Consider the following 23,884-nt stretch of genomic DNA (forward strand, 5'->3'; position numbering starts at 1 on the left):
CTCATCGTCCGACAACATCAACTCGGCCTTCGGCCGCCCCGTCCGCGCCACAAGCTCAGTCTACATTTATGAATGAAATTCCAGACTCAGGACACTAGGTGCCTCGTGCCGATGGCGTGTCAGTGGGTGCGGGAAGTGGGGGTCGATGCCTGACAACACCGCTGACAACAAAGGCGACGCGCACGGGCCAACGGCGAGAATCGTCCTGGCGGTGTGGACCGCCTGCTCCAGGACGGGCCAAGGCGCTGCCAGGAGGCGTGGTCGGGGCCATGGGCCGCAGGTTCACCCGGGGTCCCGACACTGCTCCACGGGGCGGAGCCGCATGCCTCCGGCCCTCGGACGTCTGCAGGTGACGTCGGGCGCGTGCGACCGGGACGGCGTTGGTGGGGAGGCCGCGCGTGATGGGCGTCGGGTCCGGCGCCTCTGTGGCGTCGGCCGCATGACGATGCAGGGGCCGTAGCGGTTCGCCCGGGTGGTGCTTCCATTGGTCTCGGAGACGGCGCCCTGTCCGCGGTACGCCTGTGCAACTGCGCCGGTGCCGCTGTTCTGTGCGCCTGTCACACTCACTCGATGCTGGGTTCGCCCGTCCCTGTCAGGAGAGCTCCGGGTCCGTGTGGGCCGGGGTGCGGTCGGCGGCCTTGAGGCAGGCGATGATCCGCTCGTGGGTGTCGCCGACCCGGTCGACGACCCGGATGCGGATGTAGACCTCGTCGACCGTGCGCATGGCCTTCTCGGTGAACCATCCCAGGAATTTCATCCCCTGGGCCGGGAGCGCGCTGCCCGCCGTGATGACCGTGAGCATGAAGTCCTTCCGCATCTCCAGGCCCTCGGCGGCGATCGAGTCGACCGCTTGCAGGGCGGTGCCCCAGGTGCCGGACGCGCGGGGTGGTGCGTCGGGCGCGGCGGGCAGGAACGTGACCAGGTAGCTGATCTCCGAGAGGACGGCGACGTCCGGGCCGGCGTTCGTCAGGCTGCACGCCCAGACCCGCTGGCCGAAGGGGGCCATGCCGTCCACGGCCCGCCCGGAGTGCACGAGTACGGGCTTGACGGTCCTGGCGTACTGGGCGCGTGCCAGTGACGCCCCCACCGCGGCCAGGGCCGCGGTGGTCGCGCTCTGGATGTCCAGGAGCCTCAGCTTCCACGGCCAGGCGTCCTGGAGCGTCGCCGAGAGGTTGTCGCGGACGACGCTGTAGGCCAACAGCGCCAACGCCACTGCGGCCGACGCGTTCAGCAGTCTGGACAGCAGCATGTTCCGGCGAACGACGCGCTGCTTGCTCTCCATCCGGTTCCCCCCAGTCCCGGCCGTCGGCCCGCACCCGACCCGACGGCATCCACGATTCTAGGTGCCCGCCACGCGGCCCATGAGAAACCAACTCGGCTACGAGAGCCTGCGCTTGGGGCGATCGAGGGCCAGTGGTGCGGAGTGGCGTCGATGGGCCCGAGGGTTCCCCCTCAGGTGCCGGGGACCCGCCGCAGCTCGCGGATGGGGCGGCTGAGCAGCAGGGCCGCGACGACCAGCAGGGCGGCCGCTCCCACCGTGGCGAGCACGGCGTTCGGGCCGAAGGACGCGGCTGCCGGGCCCGCGAGCGCGCTCCCGACCGGGAGCATGCAGACCGAGCCCGCAACCTCGTAGGCGTGGATGCGGTTGAGTACCTGCCCGGGGACCTGGGTCTGCACGCTGGTCGCCCACATGACGCCCCAGAAGGTGGCGCCGGTGCCGACCAGCACCTGGGCCGCGGCGAGCGCCGGGACGTGCCAGCCGAGGACGATCCCGAACGGGTACAGCGGGACGGCCAGCAGCGCCACCGCGCCGGCCGCGAGCGGTCGGGGCGGCTTGAGCCGGATCCCGAGCAGCCCTCCGCACACCGTCCCGACGGCGAAGGCGCAGCTGAGCAGCCCGAACAGGGTCGCCCCGTAGGCGGGGACGAGTACGCCGGCGGCGACGGGCAGTAGCGGTCCGGTCGAGGCGACGGTGTAGAACATCCAGACCACGATGGTGCCCCACAGCCACGTCCGGGACCGGAATTCGCGCCAGCCGGTCACCAGGTTCCGCCAGAGGCTGTCGTCCTGCTCCGGGGTGGTCGCGGGGGCGAGCCTCAGGGCGGAGAGGCCGCAGGCGCTGACGCCGTAGGTGGCCGCGGCGATGACCATCACCCAGCCGGTGGCGGCGGCGCCCGCCAGCAGGCCGGCGAGGGCCGGGCCGAGCAGCGCGGTGAGCGCCTCGGAGGTGCGCAGCACGCCGTTGGCGCCCTGCACGTCACGGGCGACCAGGGGGACGGTGCTCGCGGCGCCGGGCTGGAACATCGCCGCGGCGGCGCCGGCCACCGCCATGAGCGCGTACAACTGCCAGAGCCGGTCGATGCCCTGGAAGAACAGGACGGCCATCAGGGACCGGGTGACCAGGTTGGTGAGATCGGCACCGATCATCATCCGGCGGGCGGTGAACCGGTCGGAGAGCACGCCGCCGAAGAGGACCAGGCCGGCGAAGGGTGCCGTCAGGCACGCCAGTGCGAGGCCGACGCTGCCGAGCCCGTGGCCGGAGCCGATCAGTCCTGCGGAGACCGCGACCGGGAGCATGGTGTGGCCGAGGAGCCCGGCGGTGCGCGCGGTGAAGTAGTAGCGGAAGTTGCGGGACCAGATCGCCGGCCCGGCGGCCGCGGGGGGGCCGTAGAGCGGGGGCTGCTGCAGGCCGGAGTGCGTCACGTGGATTCATTGTGCCGCCACGGGCCCCGAATCGAGTCGCGACGCGAGCGCCGGTCGGCAGTGGACGGAAGCCGACCGCAACTGCTCCGGGCCGGGCCGAATCCGAGGGGCGTGCGGGCCCGTTCCTGCAGGCGGGTTCCGAGGACCGCCCGACCCTGGTCGAGGCCGACTTCGGCATCCCGCTGGCAGGGGCTCGCCAGGCGAGGTCATGCCAGGTGAATCGCTAGGTCGGGGTGTTGGCGGTGGAGCAGGATGGGTGTCGGAAAGAGGGGGCCGGACGGCTTCCGGGGGCCGTCGTCACACACACCGTCGAATCGCCTTGCGGCCCGGCACGTTCCAGAGGAGTGTCATGTCTATTTCAACTTTTGCCGTGCGGCAGGACGCCGTGCTCGACGTCTTCGAGCAGCGGATCGAGGAGCTCAAGGAGAGCCGGCTGTACCGGGAGTTCTTCCCGGTGGGCCACCTGGCGAACGACCGGGGGCACACCCGGCACGGCGACCGCACGGTGCAGGTCTGGTGCAGCAACGACTACCTGGGGATGAGCCAGCACCCCGAGGTCATCGCCGCGCAGGTCGACGCGACCCTGAAGCACGGCACCGGCACCGGCGGTTCGCGCAACATCGCAGGCACCAGCACCGCGCACGTCGAGCTGGAGCGCCGACTGGCGGGCTGGCACCGCAAGGAGCGCGCACTGATCTTCTCCAGCGGCTACGTCGCCAACTTCGAGACGCTGAGCACCCTGATCGCGGCGCTCGACGACGTGGTGGTGTTCTCCGACTCGCTGAACCACCGCTCGCTGATCGAGGGCATCGTCCGCTCGGGCGCCCGCAAGCACGTCTTCGCCCACAACGACCTGGCCGACCTGGAGTCGAAGCTCGCGCTGTACGACGCAGACCGCCCCAAGCTGATCGTCTTCGAGTCGGTGTACTCGATGGACGGCGACACCTCCCCGGCGAGCGCGATCTTCGACCTCGCGGAGAAGTACAACGCGCTGACCTTCCTGGACGAGACGCACTCCATCGGCGTGCGCGGCGCCACCGGCGCCGGCCTCTGCGAGGAGCTCGACGACCACCGCGCCACCTTCGTGCAGGGCGTGTTCGGCAAGGCGATCGGCACCGTCGGCGGGTACGTGGCGGGCCCCGACACGGTGCTCGACTACGTGCGCTCGCACGCTCCCGGCTTCATCTTCACCACCTCGCTGCCGCAGGCCGCCATGGAGGCCACCCTCAAGAGCCTCTCGATCGTCCAGCAGGGCGAGGGGATGCGCGCCGAGCTGTACCGCAAGGTCGCCCTGATGAAGGCCGAACTGCGCGCCAGGAACATCGACTTCCTCGACGCGGACAGCCACCTGGTGCCGGTCATGGTGCCCGGCGGCGAGCGGGTGCGACGGGTCTCCGAGCTGCTGCGCGAGCACTACGACATCTACGTCCAGCCGATCAACTTCCCGTCGGTCGCCCGTGGCGGCGAGCGCTTCCGGGTCACGGTCGCGCCGTTCCGCACCCCCGAGCAGATCGCGTACTTCGCCGAGGCCATGCAGCGCTGCCTCGAACTGGCCTGACGGCCGGACGAACACAACAGAGAAAGAGGAGAAGGACAGTGCAGGTCAAGCAGATCACGCCGTTCATCGGTGTGGAGATCAGCGGTGTCGGCTACGAGGACCTGGAGCGTCCCGAGGTCTGGCAGGAGGTCGTCGACGGCGTCCAGCTGCACGAGCTGGTGGTGGTGCGGGGCATCGAGCTGACGCCGCAGCAGCAGATCGAGCTCGCGGGCCGGCTCGGCCGTCCGGTGCCGTTCGTCATCAGCAAGTACCGCCACCCGGAGTTCGAGGAGATCATGATCTCCTCGAACGAGCTCAAGGACGGCAAGCCGATCGGCGTCGCCCGGGTGGGCAACTTCTGGCACCAGGACTCCTCGTTCACGGCCGCGCCGCCGCCGTACACGATGCTGCACGGCCTCAACGTGCCGTCGACCAGCGGGCACACCAAGTTCGCCAACGCGGCGGACGTCTACGACCGGCTGCCCGAGGAGTGGAAGGCCCGGCTGGCGGACCGGATCGGCGTGCACACGGTGGCCAAGCGGCTGCGGATCCGCCCCGAGCACGTGGGCCTGTCGGTCGCGGAGTTCAAGGCGGTGATCGACATCGAGCACCCCCCGGTCGAGCACCCGCTGATCTGCAAGGACGAGTTCACCGGGCGCGAGTACGTCTACGGCTCCCGCGAGTACATGGACTCGGTGGTGGGCTTCGACCTCAACGAGAGCGAGGAGTTCTTCGCGCTGCTCGACGGTCTGATCCACGACGAGGAGCACGTCTACACCCACGTGTGGACGACCAACGACCTGGTGATCTGGAAGACCCGCACGGCGTACCACGTCGCCACCGAGGTCGAGCCCGGCGTCGGCCGGACGGTGTACCGGGTCAGCATCGAGACGGCGGACGCCGAGGTCGGGCCGGTCGAAGAGAAGGTGCAGTGAGCGGCGTCCTGGACTTCGCCGTGGGCTTCCCCCGGGGGCGGGCCGACGTGCACGCGATGCACGCCGCCTCCGGGGTGCCCCTGGCCGACATCCTCGCCATCACCCACGCCGAGGGGTTCCCGGTGCTCGGGGACGGCGAGACCGCCTGGGAGCTGGCCGCGCAGGCCGCGGCCGAGCTGCTGGAGCGCACCCCCGTGGCGCGGGAGGAGATCCGGTACGTCATCTACGCCGGCTCCGGCCAGTGGGACCGCCCGTTCTGGTCGCCGGCCGCGAAGGTCGCGCACCACCTGGGGATCGGCCGGGCGCACTGCTTCGAGGTGGCCAACTTCTGCAACGCCGGCATGGCCGCGCTGAAGGTCGCCACCGACCGGCTGGACTCGGCGCCCGCGGAGACCGGCGGGTACGCCCTGGTCCTGGTCGGCGACCGGCTCAGCCGGATGGTGGACTACACCGACCCCGCCTCCAAGGCGCTGTTCAACTTCGGCGACGCGGCGGCCGCGATGCTGGTCGCCCGCGGGCACGCGCCCTTCCGGCTGCTGCACACCGCGATGCGCACCGACCCGAGCTGGTCGGACTACTACGCCGGCGAGCTGCGCGACGGGAAGGTGGCGATCCGCCGCGCCGCGCACCGCACGGGCCTGGCCGCCGCGTACGTGGAGAACTTCACGGCGCTGATCGACGAGACCCTGGACGCGATCGGCGCGAAGCCCGGGGACGTCGACCACCTGCTCATCAACCAGGGCGACCGGGACATGCACCGGCGGCTGCTGGCGGAGCTCGGACTCCCGGCGGAGAAGAGCGTCTTCAACTACCACCGGCTCGGCCACATGGGCGGAGCCGACACCCTGATCGCCCTCGACGGGCTGCGCGCCCAGCAACGGCTGCGCGGCGGCGAACTGATCCTGCTGGCCACCAGCGCCATGGGCTTCAGCTGGGGCATCACTGCTTTGGAGTATCACCGATGAAGATTCTGATCATGAATCAGGTGCCGTACCGGAAGATCCAGTACCACCTGGGCATCGACCACGAGAAGCACGACGTCACGTACGTCTGCGGGCCGATCGGCAACACGCAGCTGCCCGAGGGCCTGCGCTGCGAGCGGCTGCTGATCGACCCGGCCCTGGACCTCACCGAGCAGGTCGTCGCCCGCACCTCGCGGGAGGACGGCTACGAGCAGGTGCTGGCGCTGTCCGAGTCCGGCATCCTCGGAGCGCACCGCATCCGCGAGCACCTCGGGGTGCCCGGCCCCTCGCTGGAGCAGCTGGAGAACGTCCGCGACAAGGTGGCGATGAAGCGGGCCCTGCTGGAGTCCGGGGTGCGCCACCCGCGCTTCGTCGCCGCGCCGCCGGTCTGCGGCCCGCTGCCGTGGACCGGGAAGACCGTGGTCAAGCCCCGGCAGGGCGCCTCCAGCGAGGGCGTGACCGTCCACGACACGGCCCGCGAGGCGGTCGAGCACTACCGCACCCTCGCCGAGCCGGGCGACCACCAGCTGGAGGAGTACATCGAGGGCGAGCTGTTCCACGCGGACGCCCTGGTGACCGCCGGCCGGCTCTCCGACCTGGTGGTGAGCCGGTACGCCGGCAAGCCGGTGGACTTCGCGGCCGGCGAGCCGATCGGCTCCGGCCAACTGCCCCACGAGGAGCGGCACCACCGCTTCGCCGCGCAGGTGGTGACCGCGCTCGGCATCGAGGAGGGCTGCCTGCACCTGGAGTTCTTCGAGACCGCCGAGGGCGAGCTGGTCTTCCTGGAGGTGGCCAACCGGCTGGGCGGCGGCGGCATCGTCGACTCTCACCTGCGGCACACCGGCGTGCACCTGCCCTCGCACGAGATCGCGATCCGGCTGGGCTTCGAACGGCCGGAGCCGCAGCGGCCGAGCGGCCGCTACCACGGCTTCCTGATCTTCCCCGGGCACCACCTGGAGCCCGGTGCCCGGGTGGCCGTCGACATCCCGGACGAGCTGCGCGAGCACCCCTGCGTGGACCGGCTGCACCTGCTGGAGCAGGACGGCGACGCCGCACCGGCGACCGGCTCGGTCAGCTACCAGGAGTGGGAGGTGCCGCTGTTCGTCGAGGCCTCGCACCAGGACCCGGCCGTGCTGCGGGAGTTCCTGGAGCGCTGCCTGCGCGAGATCACCGTCGAGCAGTGCGTCCTGGCGGGAGCCACCGCATGAACACCGCACGTACGCAGAACACGGACGGTGCGGAGAACGCCACCGTCGCGGAGAACGCGGACCGTACGGAGAACGCCACCCCCACGAAGCAGGCGACCCGGTTCCACCCGACCGACCTGGTGCTGGCCGTTCGGCACGTCGAGCGACAGCTCGCCGAGCGGCCCGACTCGGCGGCGGCCCGGCTGATCGGCCCGGCCGGCCTGGCCGCGCTGTGGGACTCGGCGGAGCTCGCCGAGGGCCTGGACGAGCTGTTCGACGGTCTCGCCCAGTACCCGTGGCACCACCTGGTCGACTCCGACGAGGTGCTGGAGTACGCGCCCGTCGGCACGGTGGTCCTCGACGACCTGCGGCCCGGCAACACGCTGCGCGGCCTGCTGCTCGCCTGGGCGGCCGGCAACGAGGTGGTGATCCGCACCGTGCGCGAGCCGTTCTGGGCCGCGCTCGTCGCGGAGGTGCGGGCGGCCGGCGTGCCGCTGCCGCCCGCCCGGACGGCGCCCCGCGGTGCGGCCGTGGACGGTCACCCGGTCACCGTGCCCGACCTGCTCGTCCCGGTCGACCTGGCCGACGGGACCGTCACCACCGCCGCCGAGCGCCCCGGTGTGCCCGCGCTGCGGGTGCGGGTGGGCGCCGACCGCGGCCCGGACGCCGCCGCCCGGCCGGCCGCCGGCGCGCTGCGCCTGGACTGCCGCTCCGCCTGGGTGGGCGAGCTGTACCGGCAGGACTACCTGATGGGCACCCGCCTGGCCGACGCCCGCAGCGCGGACGCGGCGCAGGAGGACGAGCGGCTCGCCGCCAAGCTGCGCTACCTGGTCGAACAGGCCCGCCGCGCACCGTACTACCGCGACCTGCCGCCGATCGCCGAGCGGGCCGACCTGGCGAAGCTGCCGGTGCTGGAGAAGGCCGACCTGGAGCGGAACTCGCTGCCGGCCTCCCGGGGCCTGAGCAGCGGCGCCCGGCCGAGCGGCGAGGTGCTGCGCAGCGGCGCCACCACCGGCGCACCGCGCTACATCGTCTACTCGCGCGGCGACTGGAACAACATGATGCGCGAGGCGGTGCCGCTGTTCTACGCGCTGGGGCTGCGGCCCGGCGACCGGGTGATCAACTCGCTGTTCGGCGGCGGCCTGTACGGAGGTCTGATCACCAGTGCGATGGAGCTGTCCCGGATGCCGGTGGAGGCGTACAGCACCGCGCAGATGATCACCCCGGACGACGTGCTGATGCTCACCCGCAGCTTCGACGCCAATGTGGTCCTCGGCCAGCCGGCCCTGCTGCTGCCGGTGCTGCGCGAGTCCAAGGCGCGCCACCCCGGGCTGCGGATCGAGAAGGTGGTCTACGGCGGTACGCCGATGCAGGAGTCCGACAAGCGCTGGCTGCGCGAGGAGCTCGGCACCGAGGTGATCGCCAGTGTGCTGGCGGCCAACGACGGCGCCCAACTCGGCTACCAGTGCGGTGAACTGGGCGGCACCCTGCACCACCTGTGCGAGGACTACAACCTGATCGAGGTGGTCGACGAGCAGGGCCGCCCCGTCCCGGACGGCACCGCGGGCGAGCTGCTGGTGACCAGCATGCAGAAGTTCGAGGGCCCGCTGATCCGCTACCGGATCGGCGACCTCGGCCGCATCGTCCGGCACACCTGCGGCTGCGGCGTCACCGGCCGGGTGCTGGAGTACCTGGGCCGCTCGGACGGCCAGATCAAGGTCAAGGGCCGCACCGTGCTGTACGGCGAGATCATGGCCGAGCTGGCCCGCTTCGAGGTCTCCCAGCTCCAGGTCGAGATCAACTCCTCGGACGCCCGGGAGACCGTGACCGTCCGCACCGAGTCGCCCGCCCCGCTCGACCCGCAGGCGGTGCACGCGCACCTGGCCGACCGCTTCGAGGTGCTGAGCGACCACCACTCCTTCGACGCCTCGCTGAACCCCTTCGAGCTGGTCGTGGAGTGCCACGCCGAGGGCGAGCTGGCCCGCAACGCCGTCAGCGGCAAGATCAAGACCGTCATCGACCGGCGCCTCACCTGAACGACCGTCGGACACCACGACCTCCGGCGCCGGACCCGCGCACCGGCCGGACGCAGAACGGAAGACCCATGACTGATCGGATGACCCGGCGCTACAACCGGGAACTCGCCCGGCCGGGCAGCCCGCTGGCGGCCGTCGACCTGAACTCCGGCACCGACCCGGCGCTCGCCGCCCTCGGCTACCGCTACCTGGACCGGCCGGTGTTCTTCGGCGAGCAGGAGATCCGCCGCTTCGAGGCGGACCTGCTCGGCACCGTCGACCTGCTCACCTCGCTGCCCGAGCGGCTCTTCGACGGCGACACGGCCCGGGTGTGCGAGGCCCTCGGGCTGAGCCCCGCCAAGGCCGCACTGGTCGGCGACCTCCAGAAGACGAAGCCGCCGCGCTTCGGCCGGATCGACGCCTACCACGACGGCGAGTCGCTGCGGATCCTGGAGTTCAACGCCTCCAGCCAGACCGGCGGCCAGGAGTGGGTCGGCGCGGTGGCCGACGCCCTGCTGCAGCAGGACGCCTTCCGGGAGTTCGCCGGCGCCCACGGTCTGCACCACGTCGACACCACGGCGGAACTCGCCCGTTCGCTGCGGGCGGCCGCCTCCGCCGTCACCTCCGGGCGGGACCCGGTGGTCGCGCTGGTCGAGGGGCCCGGCGGGATGGCGAGCTACGGCCACGCCTGGCGCCCCCTGCAGCGGATCCTCCGGGGCCACGGCCTGGAGTGCCGGCTCGGCGAGATCGGCGACCTCACCGTCGACCGCGGCCGGGTCCGCTTCGACGGGACACCGGTCGACCTGGTGTACCGGGTCTTCGACCTCGACCAGGTCGTCGACCACCCCGAGGGCCGGGCGCTGACCGAGCGGCTGCGCGACGCCCACCGGGACGGCCGGGTGGTGCTGTGGAGCCCCCTGGAGACCGACCTGCACGCCAACAAGCGGTGGATGGCGTACCTCTCCGACCCGAGCCTGCGCGGCCACCTCTCCGCCGAGGAGCGGGCGACGGTCGACCGGGTGCTGCCCTGGACGAGGATGCTGACCGCCGGCCGCGGCGCCGACCGCTCGACGGTCGAGGAGTGCCGCGAGCGCCGCGCCGACCTGATCCTCAAGCTCAACGAGGGCTTCGCGGGCTCCGGCATCACCTGCGGCTGGCTGGTCGACGACCGGCAGTGGGAGCGGGCGCTGCGACAGGCCGCCGAGGTCGGCGCGGTCGTCCAGCAGCGCGTCGTGCCGCGCCGCGAGCCGGTCCACGACCCGGCGACCGGCCGCACCGAGGACTGGGACTCCTGCCTCGGCCTGTACTGGATGCCCGGCGGGTTCGCCGGCGGCGGCAGCCGCCTGGTGCCCTCCGGCGAACCGTTCACCCTGGAGGCGGCGCGCAAGAAGCTGGCCGGCGTCTTCCTGTACCCCGACGCGACCGAGGAGAACTGACGCATGGCCACCACCGTCCTGCCCCCGCCCGCGGCCACCGCCGCGCGCACCGGCCCGGGCCGCGACTTCCGGTACCTGCTGTCCGCCTACTCGCTGCAGACCCTCGGCGAGGGCGTGCTGCTCGCCACCCTGCCGCTGCTGGCCAGCCGGATCACCAGCGACCCCCGGCTGGTGTCCGGGGTGGTCCTCGCCGAGGGCCTGCCGTGGCTGCTGCTCGCGCTGCCCGGCGGGGTGATCGTCGACCGGTTCGACCGGCGCCGGCTGATGATCGGCACCCAGGCCGTCCAGGCCGTCCTGCTGCTGGCCGTCGCCGTCCTCGCCACCTTCGACCTCACCCGGATCTGGATGCTCTACCTGCTCGCCTTCGGGCTCAGCACCGGGGACGTCCTGTTCATCGGCGCCAACCGGGCGGTCATCCCCACCGTGGTGCCCAGCGCCGCGCTGGAGACCGCCAACGGGCGGAGCGTCACCGCCGAGACCCTCGGCCGGCAGTTCGTCGGGCCGCCGCTCGGCTCCGCGCTGTTCGCCCTCCTGCTGCCGCTGCCGTTCTGGGTGGACGCCCTGACCTACCTCGGCTCGCTGCTGCTGATCTCCCGGATCCGCGGCACCGGTGAGGGGTTCCGGCCCGGGCGCACGGCCGCGCCGCTCGACGCGCGCGGCATGCTCGCCGAGGCCACCGAGGGGCTGAAGCTGCTGTTCCGCAACCCCGTGCTGCGCACCATCGTGGTGCTCGCCGCCGCCAGCAACTTCTGCGTCACCATGGCCCAGTCGGTGCTGGTGCTGTTCGCCGAGCAGACCCTGCACGTCAGCCGGGGCGGCTACGGCCTGCTCGTCGCGGCGATGGCCGTCGGCGGTGTGCTCGGGGCGCTCGCCAGCAGCCGGGTCGTCGAGCGGTGCGGCGCCCGCGCGGTGGCCGTCACGGTGTCCACCGCCGGGGCCGCCAGCCTGCTCGTCATCGGCCTGATCGGCCGTCAGGCGGCAGTCGTGGCCGCGCTGTTCTGCGTCTGGTCGGCGGGCCTGTCGCTGTGGAACGTGATGGCCCAGTCGGTCAGCCAGCGGCTCGTCCCCGACGAGCTGCGCGGCCGGGTCTCCACCGGCACCCGCATGGTCTGCTTCGGTGCGATCCCGCTCGGCGCAGTGGCCGGCGGCCTGGTCGCCGCCTCGTACGGGCTGCGCGCCCCCTGGCTGGTCGGCGGCGCGCTCAACCTGCTGATCGTGCTGGCCTTCGTCCCCGCGATGCGGCACTGGCCGACCCGGGGGCGGGCATGAGGCAGATCCTCGGGCTGGCCGGCCGCCGCGTCCGGGTGCTGGCCGGGCTCAGGCCAGCCAGCCGAGCGAGGCGGCCCGCACCCCGGCCTGGAAGCGGCCCGCGGCCTGCAGCCGCTCCATGAGCGAGGCCACGATCCGGCTGATCGACCGGGCCGAGATGCCCAGCTGGCGGGCGATCACCTCGTCCTTCTTGCCGGCCGCCATCAGCCGCAGCACGGCCCGCTCCAGGTCGCTCGGGCCGGCGACCGGGTCGGGCTCGGCCGCCCCGAAGTCCCCGGCCTGCTCCCAGTGCCGCTCGAACAGCGTCACCAGCACCTGCAGCACCGCCTGGTCGCTGATCACCACCGCGTCCGCACCCGCCGGGCCCGGCTCCAGCGGCAGCACCGCGGTCTTCCCGTCGTACACCAGCAGGCAGGCCGGCAGCAGCGACATGCTCTTCACCTGCGCGCCGGCCGTGGAGATCGTCCGGGCGTAGCTGACGGTGGCCCGGTGGCCGGAGCCGACCTGCTGGAACAGCGTGCGGATGACCACCCCGCGCTCCAGCAGCGCCAGCCCCAGCGGGATCTCCGGCAGCAGCGGCCGGTCGCTGCCGACCGGCACCATCGCGTCCACCGAGGAGCGGCAGGAGCGGCCCAGCTCGTCCAGGACGGCCCGCAGCCGGGCCTCGCCCTCCACCCGCTCCAGGCCGCCGGACCCGGCGCGGCGGCTGCGCGCGTCCAGGTACTCGGCGGTCAGCGCCGTCAGCGTGGCCCGGGTGCCGGCCACCGCGGCGCGCTGCGCGAGGAGTTCCTGCTCGGCCTCGGCCAGCAGCAGGTCGGACGCCGTCTCCGGGCTGACCGCCACCCAGCCGTCGTTCGGCGCGGGGCTGAGCAGCCGCAGCGAGGTGAGCGCCCGGTCGGCGTGGTCCAGTTCGGCGGGGGTGAGGCCGAGCAGGGCGGTGAGCTCGGCGGCGGTGGCCGCCGGGTGGGCGACGCGGGTGCGGTACACGGTGACGGTCGTCTCGTCCAGGTTTGCGAAGTCGAGCATGGTCGGGTCTCCTCCCCAACGTCTCCGGCGTTGTCATGGAGCAGCATCCGGGTCGCCGTTACCCCTCCGGTCCCCATCCGTTCCCGTCCGACCTACCCGGGTTATGATCTGCCGCCAGGTCGATGACCTGCGGGTTTCGGACGACGGGGTGGTTGGCACATGCGGGAGGGTCCCCAGCGGCGCCGGATCGGCTTCAAGATCCTCGGATCGCTCGAGTGCTGGGAGGGCGAGGAGCGGATCCGCCTCGGCGGGCCCCTGCAGGAGCGGGTCCTGGCGACCCTGCTGCTGGAGGCCGGCCGGCTCGTCCCGGTCGCCCGCCTCGTGGAGGCCGCCTGGGAGGACGAACCGCCCGGCACTGCGCCCCACCAGGTCCGCAAGATCATCGCCGACCTGCGCAGACGCCTGCCGGCGGGCGTCGAGCTGATCCTCACCGACGGCCCCGGCTACCGGATCGCCCTGGAACCCGACCAGCTCGACCTCGGCCTGTTCGGAGTCCGCCTCGACCGCGCCCGGGAGGCGGTGGCGGCGGGGCTGCGCGCCAACGCCGTCGACCAGTTGCGGGCCGCCCTCGACCTGTGGCGCGGCCCCGTCCTCTCCGGGCTCGCCACCCCCGTGCTGCAGGCCGCCGCCACCGCCCTGGAGGAGCGCCGCCTCGCCGCCACCGAACAACTCCTCGACCTGCGGCTGGAACTCGGCGAGGCCGCCGAACTCGTCGGCGACCTGCGCGAGGCGGCGCGGCAGCACCCGCTGCGGGAGACCCTGCGCGGCCGCCTGATCCTCGCCCTGTACCGCTCCGGACGGCAGGCCGAGGCGATCGAGGAGTACGGCCGGGTCCGCGAACTGCTCGCCGAGGAACTCGGCATCGACCCCGGCCCCGAACTCGCCGCCCTGCACCAGGCCATCCTGCGCGGCAGCCCCGAACTCGCCGCCCCGCCCCGGCCGGCCGCCGAGGAACCGCCGCAGCGCGGCCCGCACGCGCTCGGCCCCGCGCCCAGCGCCATCCCCTACGACCTGGCCGACTTCACCGGCCGCGAGGACGAACTGGAGCGGCTGCTCGAACTCGCCGCCGCACCCGGCGACCGGGGCACCCGGATCATCGCCATCGACGGCATGGGCGGCAGCGGCAAGACCGCCCTCGCCATCCACGCCGCGCACCGCCTCGCCGGGCAGTACCCCGACGGCCGGCTCCACATCGACCTGCACGGCTTCACCCCGCAGCAGCCGCCGCTCGCCCCCGCCGAGGCCGTCGACGTGCTGCTGCGCATCCTCGGTCTGCCCGGCGACCAGATCCCCGACGACCTGCCCAGCCGGGTCGCCCTCTGGCGGGTCGTGACCGCCGGCCGCCGCCTGCTGATCGTGCTCGACAACGCCTCCGACGCCGAGCAGGTCCGTGCCCTGCTGCCGGCCTCCGCCGACTGCCTGGTGCTGGTCACCAGCCGGGTCCGGCTGGTCGACCTGGACGGCGTCGAGTCGATGTCGCTCGGCCTGATGTCGGTCGCGGACTCCACCGCCCTGGTGGAGCGCACCCTCGACGGCGGGCGCGCCGCCGCCGACCCCGCCGCCACCGCGGAGCTCGTCCGGCTGTGCGGCCGCCTCCCGCTGGCGCTGCGGATCAGCACCGCCCGGCTGCGCAAGCGCCCGCTGTGGACGGTCCGCCACCTCGTCGACCGGCTCGCCGACGAGACCCGCACCCTGACCGAACTCAGCGCGGGCGAGCGCAGCGTCGCCGCCAGCCTCCGGCTGTCCTACCTGAGCATGGAACCCGAGTGCCGCACCGCGCTGCGGCTGCTCGGCCAGCACCCCGGCACCGACGTGGACGTCCACTCCGCCGCGGCCCTGCTCGGCGTCGGCTCCGCCGAGGCCGAGGACCTGCTGGAGCAACTGCTCGACGCCCACCTGCTGGAGCAGCAGGAGTTCGGCCGGTACTCCTTCCACGACCTGGTGCGCAGCTTCGCCCACGGCCTGCGCGGCGCCGACACGGCCGAGCCCGACGCGGCCTCGCTCACCCGGCTGCTCGACTACTACGTGCTCGCCGTGGAGGCCGCCTGCGAACGGCTCTTCCCCGGCCGCCTCAGCTACGGCGTCGACCTGCCCGCCGTGGCCGTCGACCTGCCGCCGCTGCCCGACACCGACAGCGCGCTCGGCTGGTTCCGCGGCGAGCACCGCTCCCTGCTCGCCGCCGTCCGCCTCGCCGCCCGCTCCGGACGGCACTGGCACGCCGCCTACCTGCCGCGGGGACTGACCTCCTACCTCCGGCTGCAGGGCTGCCCGGACGAGAACCAGGAGGTCGGACGGATCGCCGTCGACTCCGCGCGCGCCGCCGGGGACCTGCAGCTGCTGCGCCTCGGTCTCACCAACCTCGCCGTCGCGCTGTGGCCGCTCGGCCGGATCCAGGAAGGCGTGGCCTGCCTCAACGAGGCCCGCGAACTCGCCGTCCGGCTCGGCGACCGGGCGGCCGAGGCCGCCTGCCTGAGCCGCCTCGGCATCTTCCACAACAGCCTCGGCGAGTACACCGAGGGCCTGGACCTGCTGCACCGGGCGCTGCCGCTGCACCGGGCCTCGGCCAGCCCCCGCGAGGAGGCGGCCACCCTGGTCAGCATCAGCTCCGCCAGCGTCCAGCTCGGTCGCTACGCGGAGGCCGCCGAGGCCGCCCGCGGCGGGGTCGACCTGCACCGCGGTCTCGGCGAGCCGGACAACGGCGCACTCGGGCTGATCAACCTGGCCGCCGCCCAACTCGGCCTCGGCGAGGTCGACTCCGCCATGGCGGCCTTCGGCGAGGCGTACGAGATCCAGCTGCGCCTCGGCCAGTCCGCCAACACCGGCCTGGTCCTGGCCCGTCTCGCCGAGGCGCACCACCGGCTGGGCCGGCTCGACGAGGCCCGCGAGAACGGGCTGCGCGCCCTCGACCTGATCTGGAGCAGCGGCCTCACCACCTGGAAGGCCACCGCCGAGAACATCCTCGGCCGCATCCAGTACGACCTGGACGAACACCTGCTCGCCCAGGAGCGGCACGGGCACGCCCTGCGCCTCGCCGAGCAGATCGGCTCCCGGATCGAGGCGGCCTACGCCCTCGACGGGCTGGCCCTGACCGCGCTCGCCCTCGGCGACCCGGACGGCGCCCGGGAACACCGCCGGCGGGCGGACGGACTCTTCGACCGGATGGGCGTCCCCGAGCAGTACCACCGGCCGGCGGCGCTCCGCCGCTGACCGGCCCCGGCATCCGCCGGGGGTCAGTGCGAGCCGATGACGTTCCCGGTCGGGTTGTCGCTCGCCAGGGTGACCCGGGCCGCCTCCCCGCGGCCCCGGCCGGCGTCGACCGCCCCGTGCGCGGCGCCCGACAGGCCCAGCGCCAGCGCGGCGAGGACACCGGCCGAGATCAGGCCGACCAGCTTGCTCTTCATCGTTCCCCCAGCAATTCGTTGTGGTGCCTTGTTCCGACACCCCGAATGCTCGCGACGGCCGTTCCCGCTCCGTTCCCGTTGCGATACCCCCGCCCTGGTACCGCGGGAGCGGGCCCGACCGGCCGGGGATCACTCCCGGGTGCCGCCGCCCGTCGGTGTGTCGTCCGCGGCGGCGTCCCGGCCGCACGCCCAGTGGTACGAGGCGAGCAGCAACTGCCTTGCGACCTCAGCCTCCTGCTCGTCCCGGGGCCCGTAGACCAGCACCGAGCCGGCCGGTGCGCTGGGTGTGCCCCAGCCGCTGCCGACCACCTCGGCGGCCAGTCCGGGCGGCAGCATCAGGTGCAGGCTCCCGTCGTAGGGCGGGTGCAGGTGGCCGAACTCGGTGACCGCCAGGAACGCCTGCGCCGGGCCGTGCGCCAGCGTCGGGGACACGTGTCCGCCCACGCTGCCGGCCACGCAGTCGAAGGACGGCCCGGGGCGCACCCCGGGCAGCGCACCGAGCAACTGCTCCAGGGCCGCCCGCAACGGGGCCGGGCCGCACTGGGTGATCTGCTCCACGGGCGGTTCGACGGAGACGAGCGGGCGCGGACCGGTGCGCACGGGCAGAGGCATGGGGGCTCTCCTGTTCGATCAGGGCTTTCCCCGCAGCCTCCCGCCGGCCGTTCCCGTCCCGTTCCCGATCCGCTCCGGGGGCGCCTGCCGCAGACTATCTGACTTGGCGTCACCCGCAGTGGCTGGCCAGGGTGCTCTTCTCGGCGACCTTGCTGTTGTGGGGGTCGTCGACCCGGCCGTAGACCATGATGCAGCGGTTGGCGGTGCCGGTGATCTTGGCGGGGCCGGCGTACCAGGCGAAGGTGCCGTCGTTGCTGTCGGACTTGTCGTAGTCGCAGAATTCGCCGGCCTTGGTGCCGGCCACGCAGCGCCAGATGAACACGGACTGGTACTTGGTGACCCCCGAGCCGAAGTGGGTGTCGACGGCGGCCGCGCAGTTCGTGCCGCCGTTGGCGCTGCTGTAGTAGAGGTACAGCTCGCCGTACTTGGTGCCGGTGCCGTTGTCGGTCTTGAGGTCGTAGCTGTCGACCAGGTTGCCGCTGCAGCCGTAGGTCGAGGCGGCGCTCGCCTGCGGTGCGAGGGTGATGCCGCCGACGAGCACGAGGCCTGCGGCGGCCAGTGCGGAGAGTGTCGTACGCATGTGGGTGCTCCCTGGGTCGGTGCGCGCGGATTGTCCGGGCCCGTACCTTCTACCGGTCCGGTGTAGCGCGCCCGTAGCCCGCCGTGTGCCCGACCTCGGACCGGCGGCACGGCGAAGCCCCGTCGGGCAGGGGCGACCTGGGAGGGTCATCTGCCCGACGGGGCTTCGCCGTGTGTCGCTGCGGCTCCGGCGCACGTCGTCACACCGCCGTCACCTGCACGCTCGCGAGGTCACCCCGGCTGCGAGGTGGTCCCGGGCGCGGGTGTGCCGGGGGCTGCTCAGAAGTGGAGCATGTGCTGGAAGGAGTTCTCCGCGCTGCTCACGCGGAGGTGGCTGCGGGTGCCGTAGGCGAGGCGGTTGTTCCAGTTGTACTCCTCGACGTCGAAGGAGCCGTCGGAGTAGACCGCGTTGACGTAGGCGACGTGGCCGTACTCCCCGTGGGTGTCGTTGACGGCGATGGCGCCGACGGTGGGCGTGGTGTTGACGGTGACGCCGACGCGGCGCGCGGCGTCGTCCCAGGTGGCGGCGTTGCCCCAGGTGGTGCCGCCCCAGGAGTTGCTGAAGTTCGGGACGCCGAGACGGCTGGCGATGCGGTACGCCGCGAAGGCGGTGCAGTTGTCGGCGGCGAAGCCGCGGGTGCCGTGGTCGAAGTCGTTGGTGGGGCTCTGGTTGCTGCCGCCGCCGCCGGTGCTGCCGAGGAACTGGTGGGAGGCCTCGTTGTTCTTCAGCGTGGAGTTGAGGTTGCCCTTGGCGCCGGGGGCGAAGTCCTGGCTGGCGCCGGCGTAGCCGCTGTTGAAGTAGACGCGGACGGTCTTGTCGGAGCGGTTCCACACCGATGCGGCGTTGTTCTTGACGCAGACGCCCTGGCCGTTGCCGGCGCTCTTGAACTCGTAGCAGGACGGCTGGGTGGCGCCGTAGTCGCTGATGGAGCCGGTGAAGTCGGAGACCGAACCGGCCTGGTCGCTGTTGTAGTAGAGGCAGAACTCGCCGGTGTCGCAGGATCCGTCGCGGGACGCGGCGAAGGCGGGCGCGGAGGTGGCGCCGATGAGCGGAACGGCCATGGCCAGTGCGGTGCCGGCGATGGTGAGCGTGGTGCGTATGTTCCTCATGGTCTTCTCTCTCGGTGAGGTGTCGTCAGCGGGTGCTTCGGTCGTGCTCGGGAGGTGCCGTGCGCGGTCAGTGGGTGCGCTGGTACTCCTCCCAGGTCTGGATGGGGATGCGGGGGCCGTCGTCGGCGGCGTGGTTGGCCAGGCCGTTGAGGCCGAGGTAGTAGTCACCGGTCTGGTTCTGGGCCTGGGTGGACAGATCGGTGTCGCTGATCGCCGCAGCGTGGATGTGCCACGGCCAGTTGCCCTGGTTGGGGTTGCGGACCCAGGCGGCGAACCCGACCTGGCGCAGTGCCTTGGCGACGGCGGTGCGGGTGCTGCTGGACATGCCGTCGACGCTGATGTCCACGACGCCACCGCCGTCGTGGGTGCCGGCGGAGGTGGGGTCGCCGCCGGGGTTGTAGGAGCCCTGGGACAGGGTGAGGTGGGAGCCCAGGATGCGCTCGGCCTCGGTGAGCATGTTCTGGGTGCGGGTGTCGACGGTGTATCCGTCGCGCTGCAGCTTCGCGCCGGGGCCGATCTTGTCGGTGACGGTGAACCGGCCCTGCCCGAGTGCGGCGAGGGAGGAGGCGCCGGGCAGTCCGTTGGCGTCCAGGCCGGTGTAGCCGAGGGAGCGCTGGAAGGCGGCGTAGGCGGTGATGGTGGTGGTGCCGAAGTACCCGTCCACCCAGCGGGCGTCGAGGAGGTTACGGGCCTGCAGGGCCCGCTCGACGGCCAGGACCGAGTCCTTGGCCCCCGGGGTCAGCGTGCTGTCGGCGCGCCGGGGGTCGATCTGGGCGGCCTTGACGGTGGCTTCCATGTCCACCACGGGCAGTGCGGCGGCGGTGGCGGCCGATGCCTCGGTCCGGGGCGGAGGGGTTGCCGCGTGGGCCTGTGCGGCGCTCGCCACCAGGCCGCTCAGGACGGCGACGGCCGCGAGCAGCCGGGTGGCGGTGCTCCGGGTCTTGATGACGGATGCCATGTGGTGGTTCCTTTCGGTTCGGTGGAGGATCCGGCCCGACCCCGTCCCGCTGTCTGTCGGGCACCGGGCGGGTGAGGGCTCCGACGGACGGCTCCCGACCGGCGCGGCGCCGAGCGGCACCGCCGGTCGCTGCGGCCGTCGACGGGGCAGCGGCCGTGGTCGCACGGCACGTGAGGGTTCGAAGAGGGATCGGTCCGCTCTGAACGGGCCACGGGTGCAAGGGGATTGCGTCGCCGGGCCCGCGTCGGGGCTCGTTTCGTCCAAGACGCTAGGAGGTGCCGATAGCGCGCCCGTATCGCGTCCGGAGTCGCCCGGGCAGCGAGGTCATGCCTCAATGGCCGTCCCTTGAGCGGGAGTTGGGGTCAGGACGGGCCGCGCCACCGGGCGGCTACGGCCGCGATACCGCCCTTCGCCAGCATGAATCCGCCACCGGCCGCCATGATCAACACGGCGGCCGGCATCACGCTGCGGGGACCGGACGGTCGCCCGCGGAGGGCGCCGGACGCTCCGGAGCCCTGTACGGAAGGAACACCATGGCGATCAGGAAGTTCATCTCGGCCGCGCTCGTGGCCGGCACCGTCGTGACGGCCGGACTTGCGTCCGCCGGGAGCGCCTCCGCCCTCACTGCCGACTGCCAGGGCGGCCAGGTCTGCCTCTACTACAACTCCAGCGCCCACGGTTACGGCGCGGTGTACATCGAGACCACCAGCATCGAGAACTACGCGGGCCTGACGTTCAAGGCCGGCAAGAACGGCAGCGCCGGCGCCGGCGTCGCGGTGAAGAACAACGCTGCCGCCGTGGACAACCACTGGTACGGCACGTTCAACGTCTTCTACAACAGCGGCTGGGACTGCAGCGTCGCCTGCCAGCCGATCCCGATGAACACTCACCGGGACCTCAACGCCCAGCTGAAGAACAACAACGCCTCGGGCGAGCTCGTCGGCCCGTGATCCGACGGCACCCGTCAGCACCGAGCACCCCGCACCGGTCCCCGGCCGCCCCGCTGCGGCCGGGGGCCGGCGCACGGCCGCCCGTCCCCGCCGGCCGCGCCGTTCCGAAGGAGACCCGCCCGTGTCCAGCCGTTCCGCCCGCTCCGCCGTGACGCTCACCCTGCTGCCGCTGCTCCTGGCGGGCTGCGCGAGCGCGGCGGGTTCCCCCGACACGGACGCCGCACCGCCGAGCCCGAGGGCGAGCGTGCGGACCGCCGCGGCACCGCCCACGGTCGGCGCGACGCCGCAGCTGGACTCCGCCAACGCCGAACCGCTGCCGCTGGACCCCTACCTGCTCAACGCGGAGCAGCAGTCCGCGGTCGAGAGGGCGCAGCAGAAGCTCATCGTCCGCTGCATGGCCTCCTTCGGCCTGAGCTACGCCCCGCCGTCCGGCAGCGGAAGCCGGCGCGACAGCGACGCCCCGAAGACCCGGGTGGACTCCCGCTACGGTCACCAGAACGCGGCGCTGATGGCGAAGTGGGGCTACCACCCCGAGGGCGGAGTGCCGGCGGGGGCGGGCGCGAGGCCGAGCGGCCCGTCGGTGTCGCCCGAGATGGAGCTCGTCCTGCGGGGAACGGCGGACGCGGCGGCTCGGGCCGGGTCGGGCGGGCGGACCGTCAACGGCCGGACGGTGTCCGCGCGCGGCTGCGTCGGCGAGGCGGTCGAGGAACTGACCGGGTCCCCGGACGGCGGGATCGGCGACACCGAGTTCGCGGACGACGCCAAGTTCACGACGCTGGAGCAGTCCCGGAACGACCCGCGGACGCAGGCGGTGTTCCGCCAGTGGTCGCAGTGCATGAAGGACGCGGGCTTCGACTACGCCGACCCGCTGGCGGCCCTGGGCGACCCGCAGTGGCGGAAGTCGCCGACTCCGACGCCGCAGGAGCTGAAGGTGGCCACCGCGGACGCCGGCTGCCGGCACGCGCACAACGTGGTCGGTGTCTGGTACGCCGTCGACGCCGGCTACCAGCAGCAGGTGATCGCGGCCAATGCCGCCGCGATGGCCGAGGCGAAGGCGGCGGTGGAGACCCAGGTGAGGGCGGCGGCCCGGGTGGCGGCCGGCTGACCCGGCGGCCCGGGCCGGTCGGCCTGTGAGGTTTGCCACGGTGGCCGCCGCGGGAACGGCGGCCGGCGCCAGGGCGGCCGCCGGAGTCTACGCGCGTCTACTCCGGGTGGGGCGGATCCGCCGCGAGGGCCTCGGCCGCGTGCACGGCCGGCGCCGCGAGCGGCCGGCGATCACTTCGTGTCCGCCCGGAGTCCGTCCGTGAAGTGAACGCGGGTGGTGTGTGGTGTCTGCGACGGTGCGCCGTGGCGCCTGTCGATCCGCCGCGCCTGAGGCGCGGAGCGGTGGAGCGGTCCCGCCCTGGACGTCATGTAGTGAACGATTGACCCCGCCGGTAGGAGGGTCATCGTTCAAGTCGTGTCGACCGGAGCGGGGTGATGCCGACCCCGCTGAGCTCGGCTCCCGCCCGGTCGGGGGCGGCCCGAGCGCCTCCGGGCGGGCGGCGGGTCGGCCGGGGCGGCACGGTGTGCGACCTGCCCGCGGGATCGGTCGGGAGGGGGCCGGGCGCGGGGCCGCCCAAATGATCAACAACTTTCGAAAGCTAGCATGGAGGCACCCTCCTAGCTCGAAAGATGGACTTGTGACTGTCAACGACGACGTGTTCACGGACTGGATGAACCGCGAGGAGATCGCGGAGTCGATGATCCCGATCATCGGCCGACTGCACCGGGAGAGGGACGTCACTGTCCTGCTGCACAGCCGCTCCCTGGTGAACAAGTCGGTTGTCAGCATCCTCAAGACGCACCGGTTCGCCCGCCAGATCGCCGGCGAGGAGCTCTCGGTCACCGAGACGATGCCGTTCCTCCAGGCCCTCACCACGCTCGACCTGGGCCCCTCCCAGATCGACATCGGCATGCTCGCGGCCACCTACCGGGCCGACGACCGCGGCCTGTCGATCGCGGAGTTCACCGCCGAGGCGGTCGCCGGTGCCACGGGTGCCAACAAGATCGAGCGCTCCGGTTCGCGCGACGTGGTCCTCTACGGCTTCGGCCGCATCGGCCGCCTCGTTGCCCGCCTGCTGATCGAGAAGGCCGGCTCCGGCCACGGCCTGCGGCTGCGCGCCATCGTCGTGCGCCAGGGCGGCGACCAGGACATCGTGAAGCGCGCCTCGCTGCTGCGCCGCGACTCCATCCACGGCCAGTTCCAGGGCACCATCACCGTTGACGAGGCGAACAGCACCATCGTCGCCAACGGCAACGAGATCAAGGTGATCTACGCCAACGACCCGTCGGAGATCGACTACACGGCGTACGGCATCGACGACGCCATCCTGATCGACAACACCGGCAAGTGGCGTGACCGCGAGGGCCTGTCGAAGCACCTCCGCCCCGGCATCGACAAGGTCGTGCTGACCGCGCCGGGCAAGGGCGACGTCCCGAACATCGTGCACGGCGTCAACCACGACACGATCAAGCCGGAGGAGCGGGTCCTCTCCTGCGCCTCCTGCACCACCAACGCGATCGTCCCGCCGCTCAAGGCGATGGAGGACGAGTACGGCGTGCTCCGCGGCCACGTGGAGACCGTCCACTCCTTCACCAACGACCAGAACCTGCTGGACAACTACCACAAGGCCGACCGCCGCGGCCGCTCCGCGCCGCTCAACATGGTCATCACCGAGACCGGTGCCGCCTCGGCCGTCGCCAAGGCCCTGCCGGACCTCAAGGCGAAGATCACCGGCAGCTCGATCCGCGTCCCGGTGCCGGACGTCTCGATCGCGATCCTCAACCTGCAGCTCGCCCGCGAGACCACCCGCGAGGACGTCCTCGAGTACCTCCGCGAGGTCTCGCTGACCTCGCCGCTGAAGCGTCAGATCGACTTCACCACCGCTCCCGACGCGGTCTCCAACGACTTCATCGGCTCGCGTCACGCCTCGATCGTCGACGCCGGCGCCACCAAGGTCGAGGGCGACAACGCGATCCTCTACCTGTGGTACGACAACGAGTTCGGCTACTCGTGCCAGGTCATCCGGGTCGTCCAGCACGTCTCGGGCGTCGAGTACCCGACCTACCCGGCTCCGGCGGTCTGATCCGCGACGGACGCTCCGACCGTCATGACGACGGTCACCGGAAGGGCCGGAGGCTGCTGCCTCCGGCCCTTCCGGC

Annotated in this window: 19 protein-coding genes; 11 read left to right on the forward strand and 8 right to left on the reverse strand. The window is 72.6% G+C overall.

Features of this window, described 5'->3' with window-relative positions:
- Positions 1 to 592: 592 nt before the first annotated feature.
- Both IE98_RS0116295 and IE98_RS0116300 read right to left on the reverse strand, forming a co-directional pair.
- Positions 593 to 1,282: a hypothetical protein gene (locus IE98_RS0116295; protein ID WP_030269525.1), complete on the reverse strand. Its 690-nt coding sequence runs from the start codon at positions 1,280 to 1,282 to the stop codon at positions 593 to 595.
- 170 nt (positions 1,283 to 1,452) lie between these two features.
- Positions 1,453 to 2,703: an MFS transporter gene (locus IE98_RS0116300; RefSeq protein WP_234443560.1), complete on the reverse strand. Its 1,251-nt coding sequence runs from the start codon at positions 2,701 to 2,703 to the stop codon at positions 1,453 to 1,455.
- Between the two features lie 349 nt (positions 2,704 to 3,052).
- Between IE98_RS0116300 and hemA the strand changes: the two genes are divergently transcribed.
- From hemA to IE98_RS0116335, 7 genes are all read left to right on the forward strand, one after another.
- A complete protein-coding gene (gene hemA / locus IE98_RS0116305) occupies positions 3,053 to 4,261 on the forward strand; it encodes a 5-aminolevulinate synthase (protein WP_030269528.1) in 1,209 nt (402 codons plus the stop codon).
- A gap of 38 nt (positions 4,262 to 4,299) precedes the next feature.
- The gene (locus IE98_RS0116310) at positions 4,300 to 5,175 is read left to right on the forward strand and encodes a TauD/TfdA dioxygenase family protein (protein WP_052390581.1); all 876 of its coding nucleotides are present in this window, start codon (positions 4,300 to 4,302) and stop codon (positions 5,173 to 5,175) included.
- Positions 5,172 to 6,140: a 3-oxoacyl-ACP synthase III family protein gene (locus IE98_RS0116315; RefSeq protein WP_030269531.1), complete on the forward strand. Its 969-nt coding sequence runs from the start codon at positions 5,172 to 5,174 to the stop codon at positions 6,138 to 6,140. The genes IE98_RS0116310 and IE98_RS0116315 overlap by 4 nt, the downstream gene beginning before the upstream one ends.
- Positions 6,137 to 7,345 carry an ATP-grasp domain-containing protein gene (locus IE98_RS0116320; RefSeq protein WP_030269533.1) on the forward strand — a complete coding sequence of 403 codons (1,209 nt, stop codon included), beginning with the start codon at positions 6,137 to 6,139 and terminating at the stop codon, positions 7,343 to 7,345. Before IE98_RS0116315 ends, IE98_RS0116320 begins: the two co-directional genes overlap by 4 nt.
- Positions 7,342 to 9,360 (forward strand): phenylacetate--CoA ligase family protein, encoded by a 2,019-nt coding sequence (locus tag IE98_RS0116325; protein WP_234443561.1) that lies wholly within the window; start codon positions 7,342 to 7,344, stop codon positions 9,358 to 9,360. Before IE98_RS0116320 ends, IE98_RS0116325 begins: the two co-directional genes overlap by 4 nt.
- Positions 9,361 to 9,428: 68 nt before the next feature.
- Positions 9,429 to 10,775: a hypothetical protein gene (locus tag IE98_RS0116330; RefSeq protein WP_043174319.1), complete on the forward strand. Its 1,347-nt coding sequence runs from the start codon at positions 9,429 to 9,431 to the stop codon at positions 10,773 to 10,775.
- Between the two features lie 3 nt (positions 10,776 to 10,778).
- A complete protein-coding gene (locus tag IE98_RS0116335; protein ID WP_052390583.1) occupies positions 10,779 to 12,044 on the forward strand; it encodes an MFS transporter in 1,266 nt (421 codons plus the stop codon).
- Between the two features lie 48 nt (positions 12,045 to 12,092).
- On the opposite strand, the gene IE98_RS0116340 is transcribed toward IE98_RS0116335, so the two are convergent.
- The gene (locus tag IE98_RS0116340) at positions 12,093 to 13,070 is read right to left on the reverse strand and encodes a helix-turn-helix transcriptional regulator (RefSeq protein ID WP_030269540.1); all 978 of its coding nucleotides are present in this window, start codon (positions 13,068 to 13,070) and stop codon (positions 12,093 to 12,095) included.
- A gap of 159 nt (positions 13,071 to 13,229) precedes the next feature.
- On the opposite strand from IE98_RS0116340, the gene IE98_RS0116345 reads away from it, so the two are divergent.
- On the forward strand, positions 13,230 to 16,277 hold the full coding sequence (locus IE98_RS0116345; RefSeq protein WP_030269541.1) for an AfsR/SARP family transcriptional regulator: 3,048 nt from the start codon (positions 13,230 to 13,232) through the stop codon (positions 16,275 to 16,277).
- Positions 16,278 to 16,300: 23 nt separating this feature from the next.
- Here the strand turns inward: IE98_RS0116345 and IE98_RS49100 are convergent, their stop codons facing one another.
- The 5 genes from IE98_RS49100 to IE98_RS0116370 all read right to left on the reverse strand — a co-directional run bounded on the left by IE98_RS49100 (position 16,301) and on the right by IE98_RS0116370 (position 19,730).
- A complete protein-coding gene (locus tag IE98_RS49100) occupies positions 16,301 to 16,471 on the reverse strand; it encodes a hypothetical protein (protein WP_159400929.1) in 171 nt (56 codons plus the stop codon).
- Positions 16,472 to 16,600: 129 nt separating this feature from the next.
- Entirely contained in the window at positions 16,601 to 17,083 is a 483-nt protein-coding gene (locus tag IE98_RS0116355) for a luciferase family protein (RefSeq protein ID WP_052390584.1), read from the reverse strand.
- Between the two features lie 109 nt (positions 17,084 to 17,192).
- Positions 17,193 to 17,663 carry a hypothetical protein gene (locus IE98_RS0116360; RefSeq protein WP_030269543.1) on the reverse strand — a complete coding sequence of 157 codons (471 nt, stop codon included), beginning with the start codon at positions 17,661 to 17,663 and terminating at the stop codon, positions 17,193 to 17,195.
- Between the two features lie 278 nt (positions 17,664 to 17,941).
- Positions 17,942 to 18,772: a CHAP domain-containing protein gene (locus tag IE98_RS46310; RefSeq protein WP_078661065.1), complete on the reverse strand. Its 831-nt coding sequence runs from the start codon at positions 18,770 to 18,772 to the stop codon at positions 17,942 to 17,944.
- A 67-nt stretch (positions 18,773 to 18,839) separates the two neighbouring features.
- Positions 18,840 to 19,730, reverse strand: a complete 891-nt coding sequence (locus IE98_RS0116370; protein ID WP_052390585.1) for a peptidoglycan-binding domain-containing protein — start codon at positions 19,728 to 19,730, stop codon at positions 18,840 to 18,842.
- 533 nt (positions 19,731 to 20,263) lie between these two features.
- On the opposite strand from IE98_RS0116370, the gene IE98_RS0116375 reads away from it, so the two are divergent.
- From IE98_RS0116375 to IE98_RS0116385, 3 genes are all read left to right on the forward strand, one after another.
- Positions 20,264 to 20,680 carry a hypothetical protein gene (locus tag IE98_RS0116375; RefSeq protein WP_234443562.1) on the forward strand — a complete coding sequence of 139 codons (417 nt, stop codon included), beginning with the start codon at positions 20,264 to 20,266 and terminating at the stop codon, positions 20,678 to 20,680.
- Positions 20,681 to 20,801: 121 nt separating this feature from the next.
- The gene (locus IE98_RS0116380; protein ID WP_052390586.1) at positions 20,802 to 21,785 is read left to right on the forward strand and encodes a hypothetical protein; all 984 of its coding nucleotides are present in this window, start codon (positions 20,802 to 20,804) and stop codon (positions 21,783 to 21,785) included.
- 577 nt (positions 21,786 to 22,362) lie between these two features.
- Entirely contained in the window at positions 22,363 to 23,808 is a 1,446-nt protein-coding gene (locus IE98_RS0116385) for a glyceraldehyde-3-phosphate dehydrogenase (protein ID WP_030269551.1), read from the forward strand.
- Positions 23,809 to 23,884 lie beyond the last annotated feature (76 nt).

It is taken from the genome of Streptomyces sp. NRRL B-24484, from assembly GCF_000717715.1.
In the GTDB taxonomy this organism is placed as follows: domain Bacteria; phylum Actinomycetota; class Actinomycetes; order Streptomycetales; family Streptomycetaceae; genus Kitasatospora.

Bases quoted from the DNA above. Each gene is read 5' to 3' on its own strand.
- IE98_RS0116370 (WP_052390585.1), bottom strand. From the start codon at position 19,730: ATGGCATCCGTCATCAAGACCCGGAGCACCGCCACCCGGCTGCTCGCG.
- IE98_RS0116295 (WP_030269525.1), bottom strand. From the start codon at position 1,282: ATGGAGAGCAAGCAGCGCGTCGTTCGCCGGAACATGCTGCTGTCCAGA.
- IE98_RS49100 (WP_159400929.1), bottom strand. From the start codon at position 16,471: ATGAAGAGCAAGCTGGTCGGCCTGATCTCGGCCGGTGTCCTCGCCGCG.
- IE98_RS0116340 (WP_030269540.1), bottom strand. From the start codon at position 13,070: ATGCTCGACTTCGCAAACCTGGACGAGACGACCGTCACCGTGTACCGC.
- IE98_RS0116345 (WP_030269541.1), top strand. From the start codon at position 13,230: ATGCGGGAGGGTCCCCAGCGGCGCCGGATCGGCTTCAAGATCCTCGGA.
- IE98_RS0116320 (WP_030269533.1), top strand. From the start codon at position 6,137: ATGAAGATTCTGATCATGAATCAGGTGCCGTACCGGAAGATCCAGTAC.
- IE98_RS0116355 (WP_052390584.1), bottom strand. From the start codon at position 17,083: ATGCCTCTGCCCGTGCGCACCGGTCCGCGCCCGCTCGTCTCCGTCGAA.
- IE98_RS0116325 (WP_234443561.1), top strand. From the start codon at position 7,342: ATGAACACCGCACGTACGCAGAACACGGACGGTGCGGAGAACGCCACC.
- IE98_RS0116360 (WP_030269543.1), bottom strand. From the start codon at position 17,663: ATGCGTACGACACTCTCCGCACTGGCCGCCGCAGGCCTCGTGCTCGTC.
- hemA (WP_030269528.1), top strand. From the start codon at position 3,053: ATGTCTATTTCAACTTTTGCCGTGCGGCAGGACGCCGTGCTCGACGTC.
- IE98_RS0116335 (WP_052390583.1), top strand. From the start codon at position 10,779: ATGGCCACCACCGTCCTGCCCCCGCCCGCGGCCACCGCCGCGCGCACC.
- IE98_RS46310 (WP_078661065.1), bottom strand. From the start codon at position 18,772: ATGAGGAACATACGCACCACGCTCACCATCGCCGGCACCGCACTGGCC.
- IE98_RS0116330 (WP_043174319.1), top strand. From the start codon at position 9,429: ATGACTGATCGGATGACCCGGCGCTACAACCGGGAACTCGCCCGGCCG.
- IE98_RS0116375 (WP_234443562.1), top strand. From the start codon at position 20,264: ATGGCGATCAGGAAGTTCATCTCGGCCGCGCTCGTGGCCGGCACCGTC.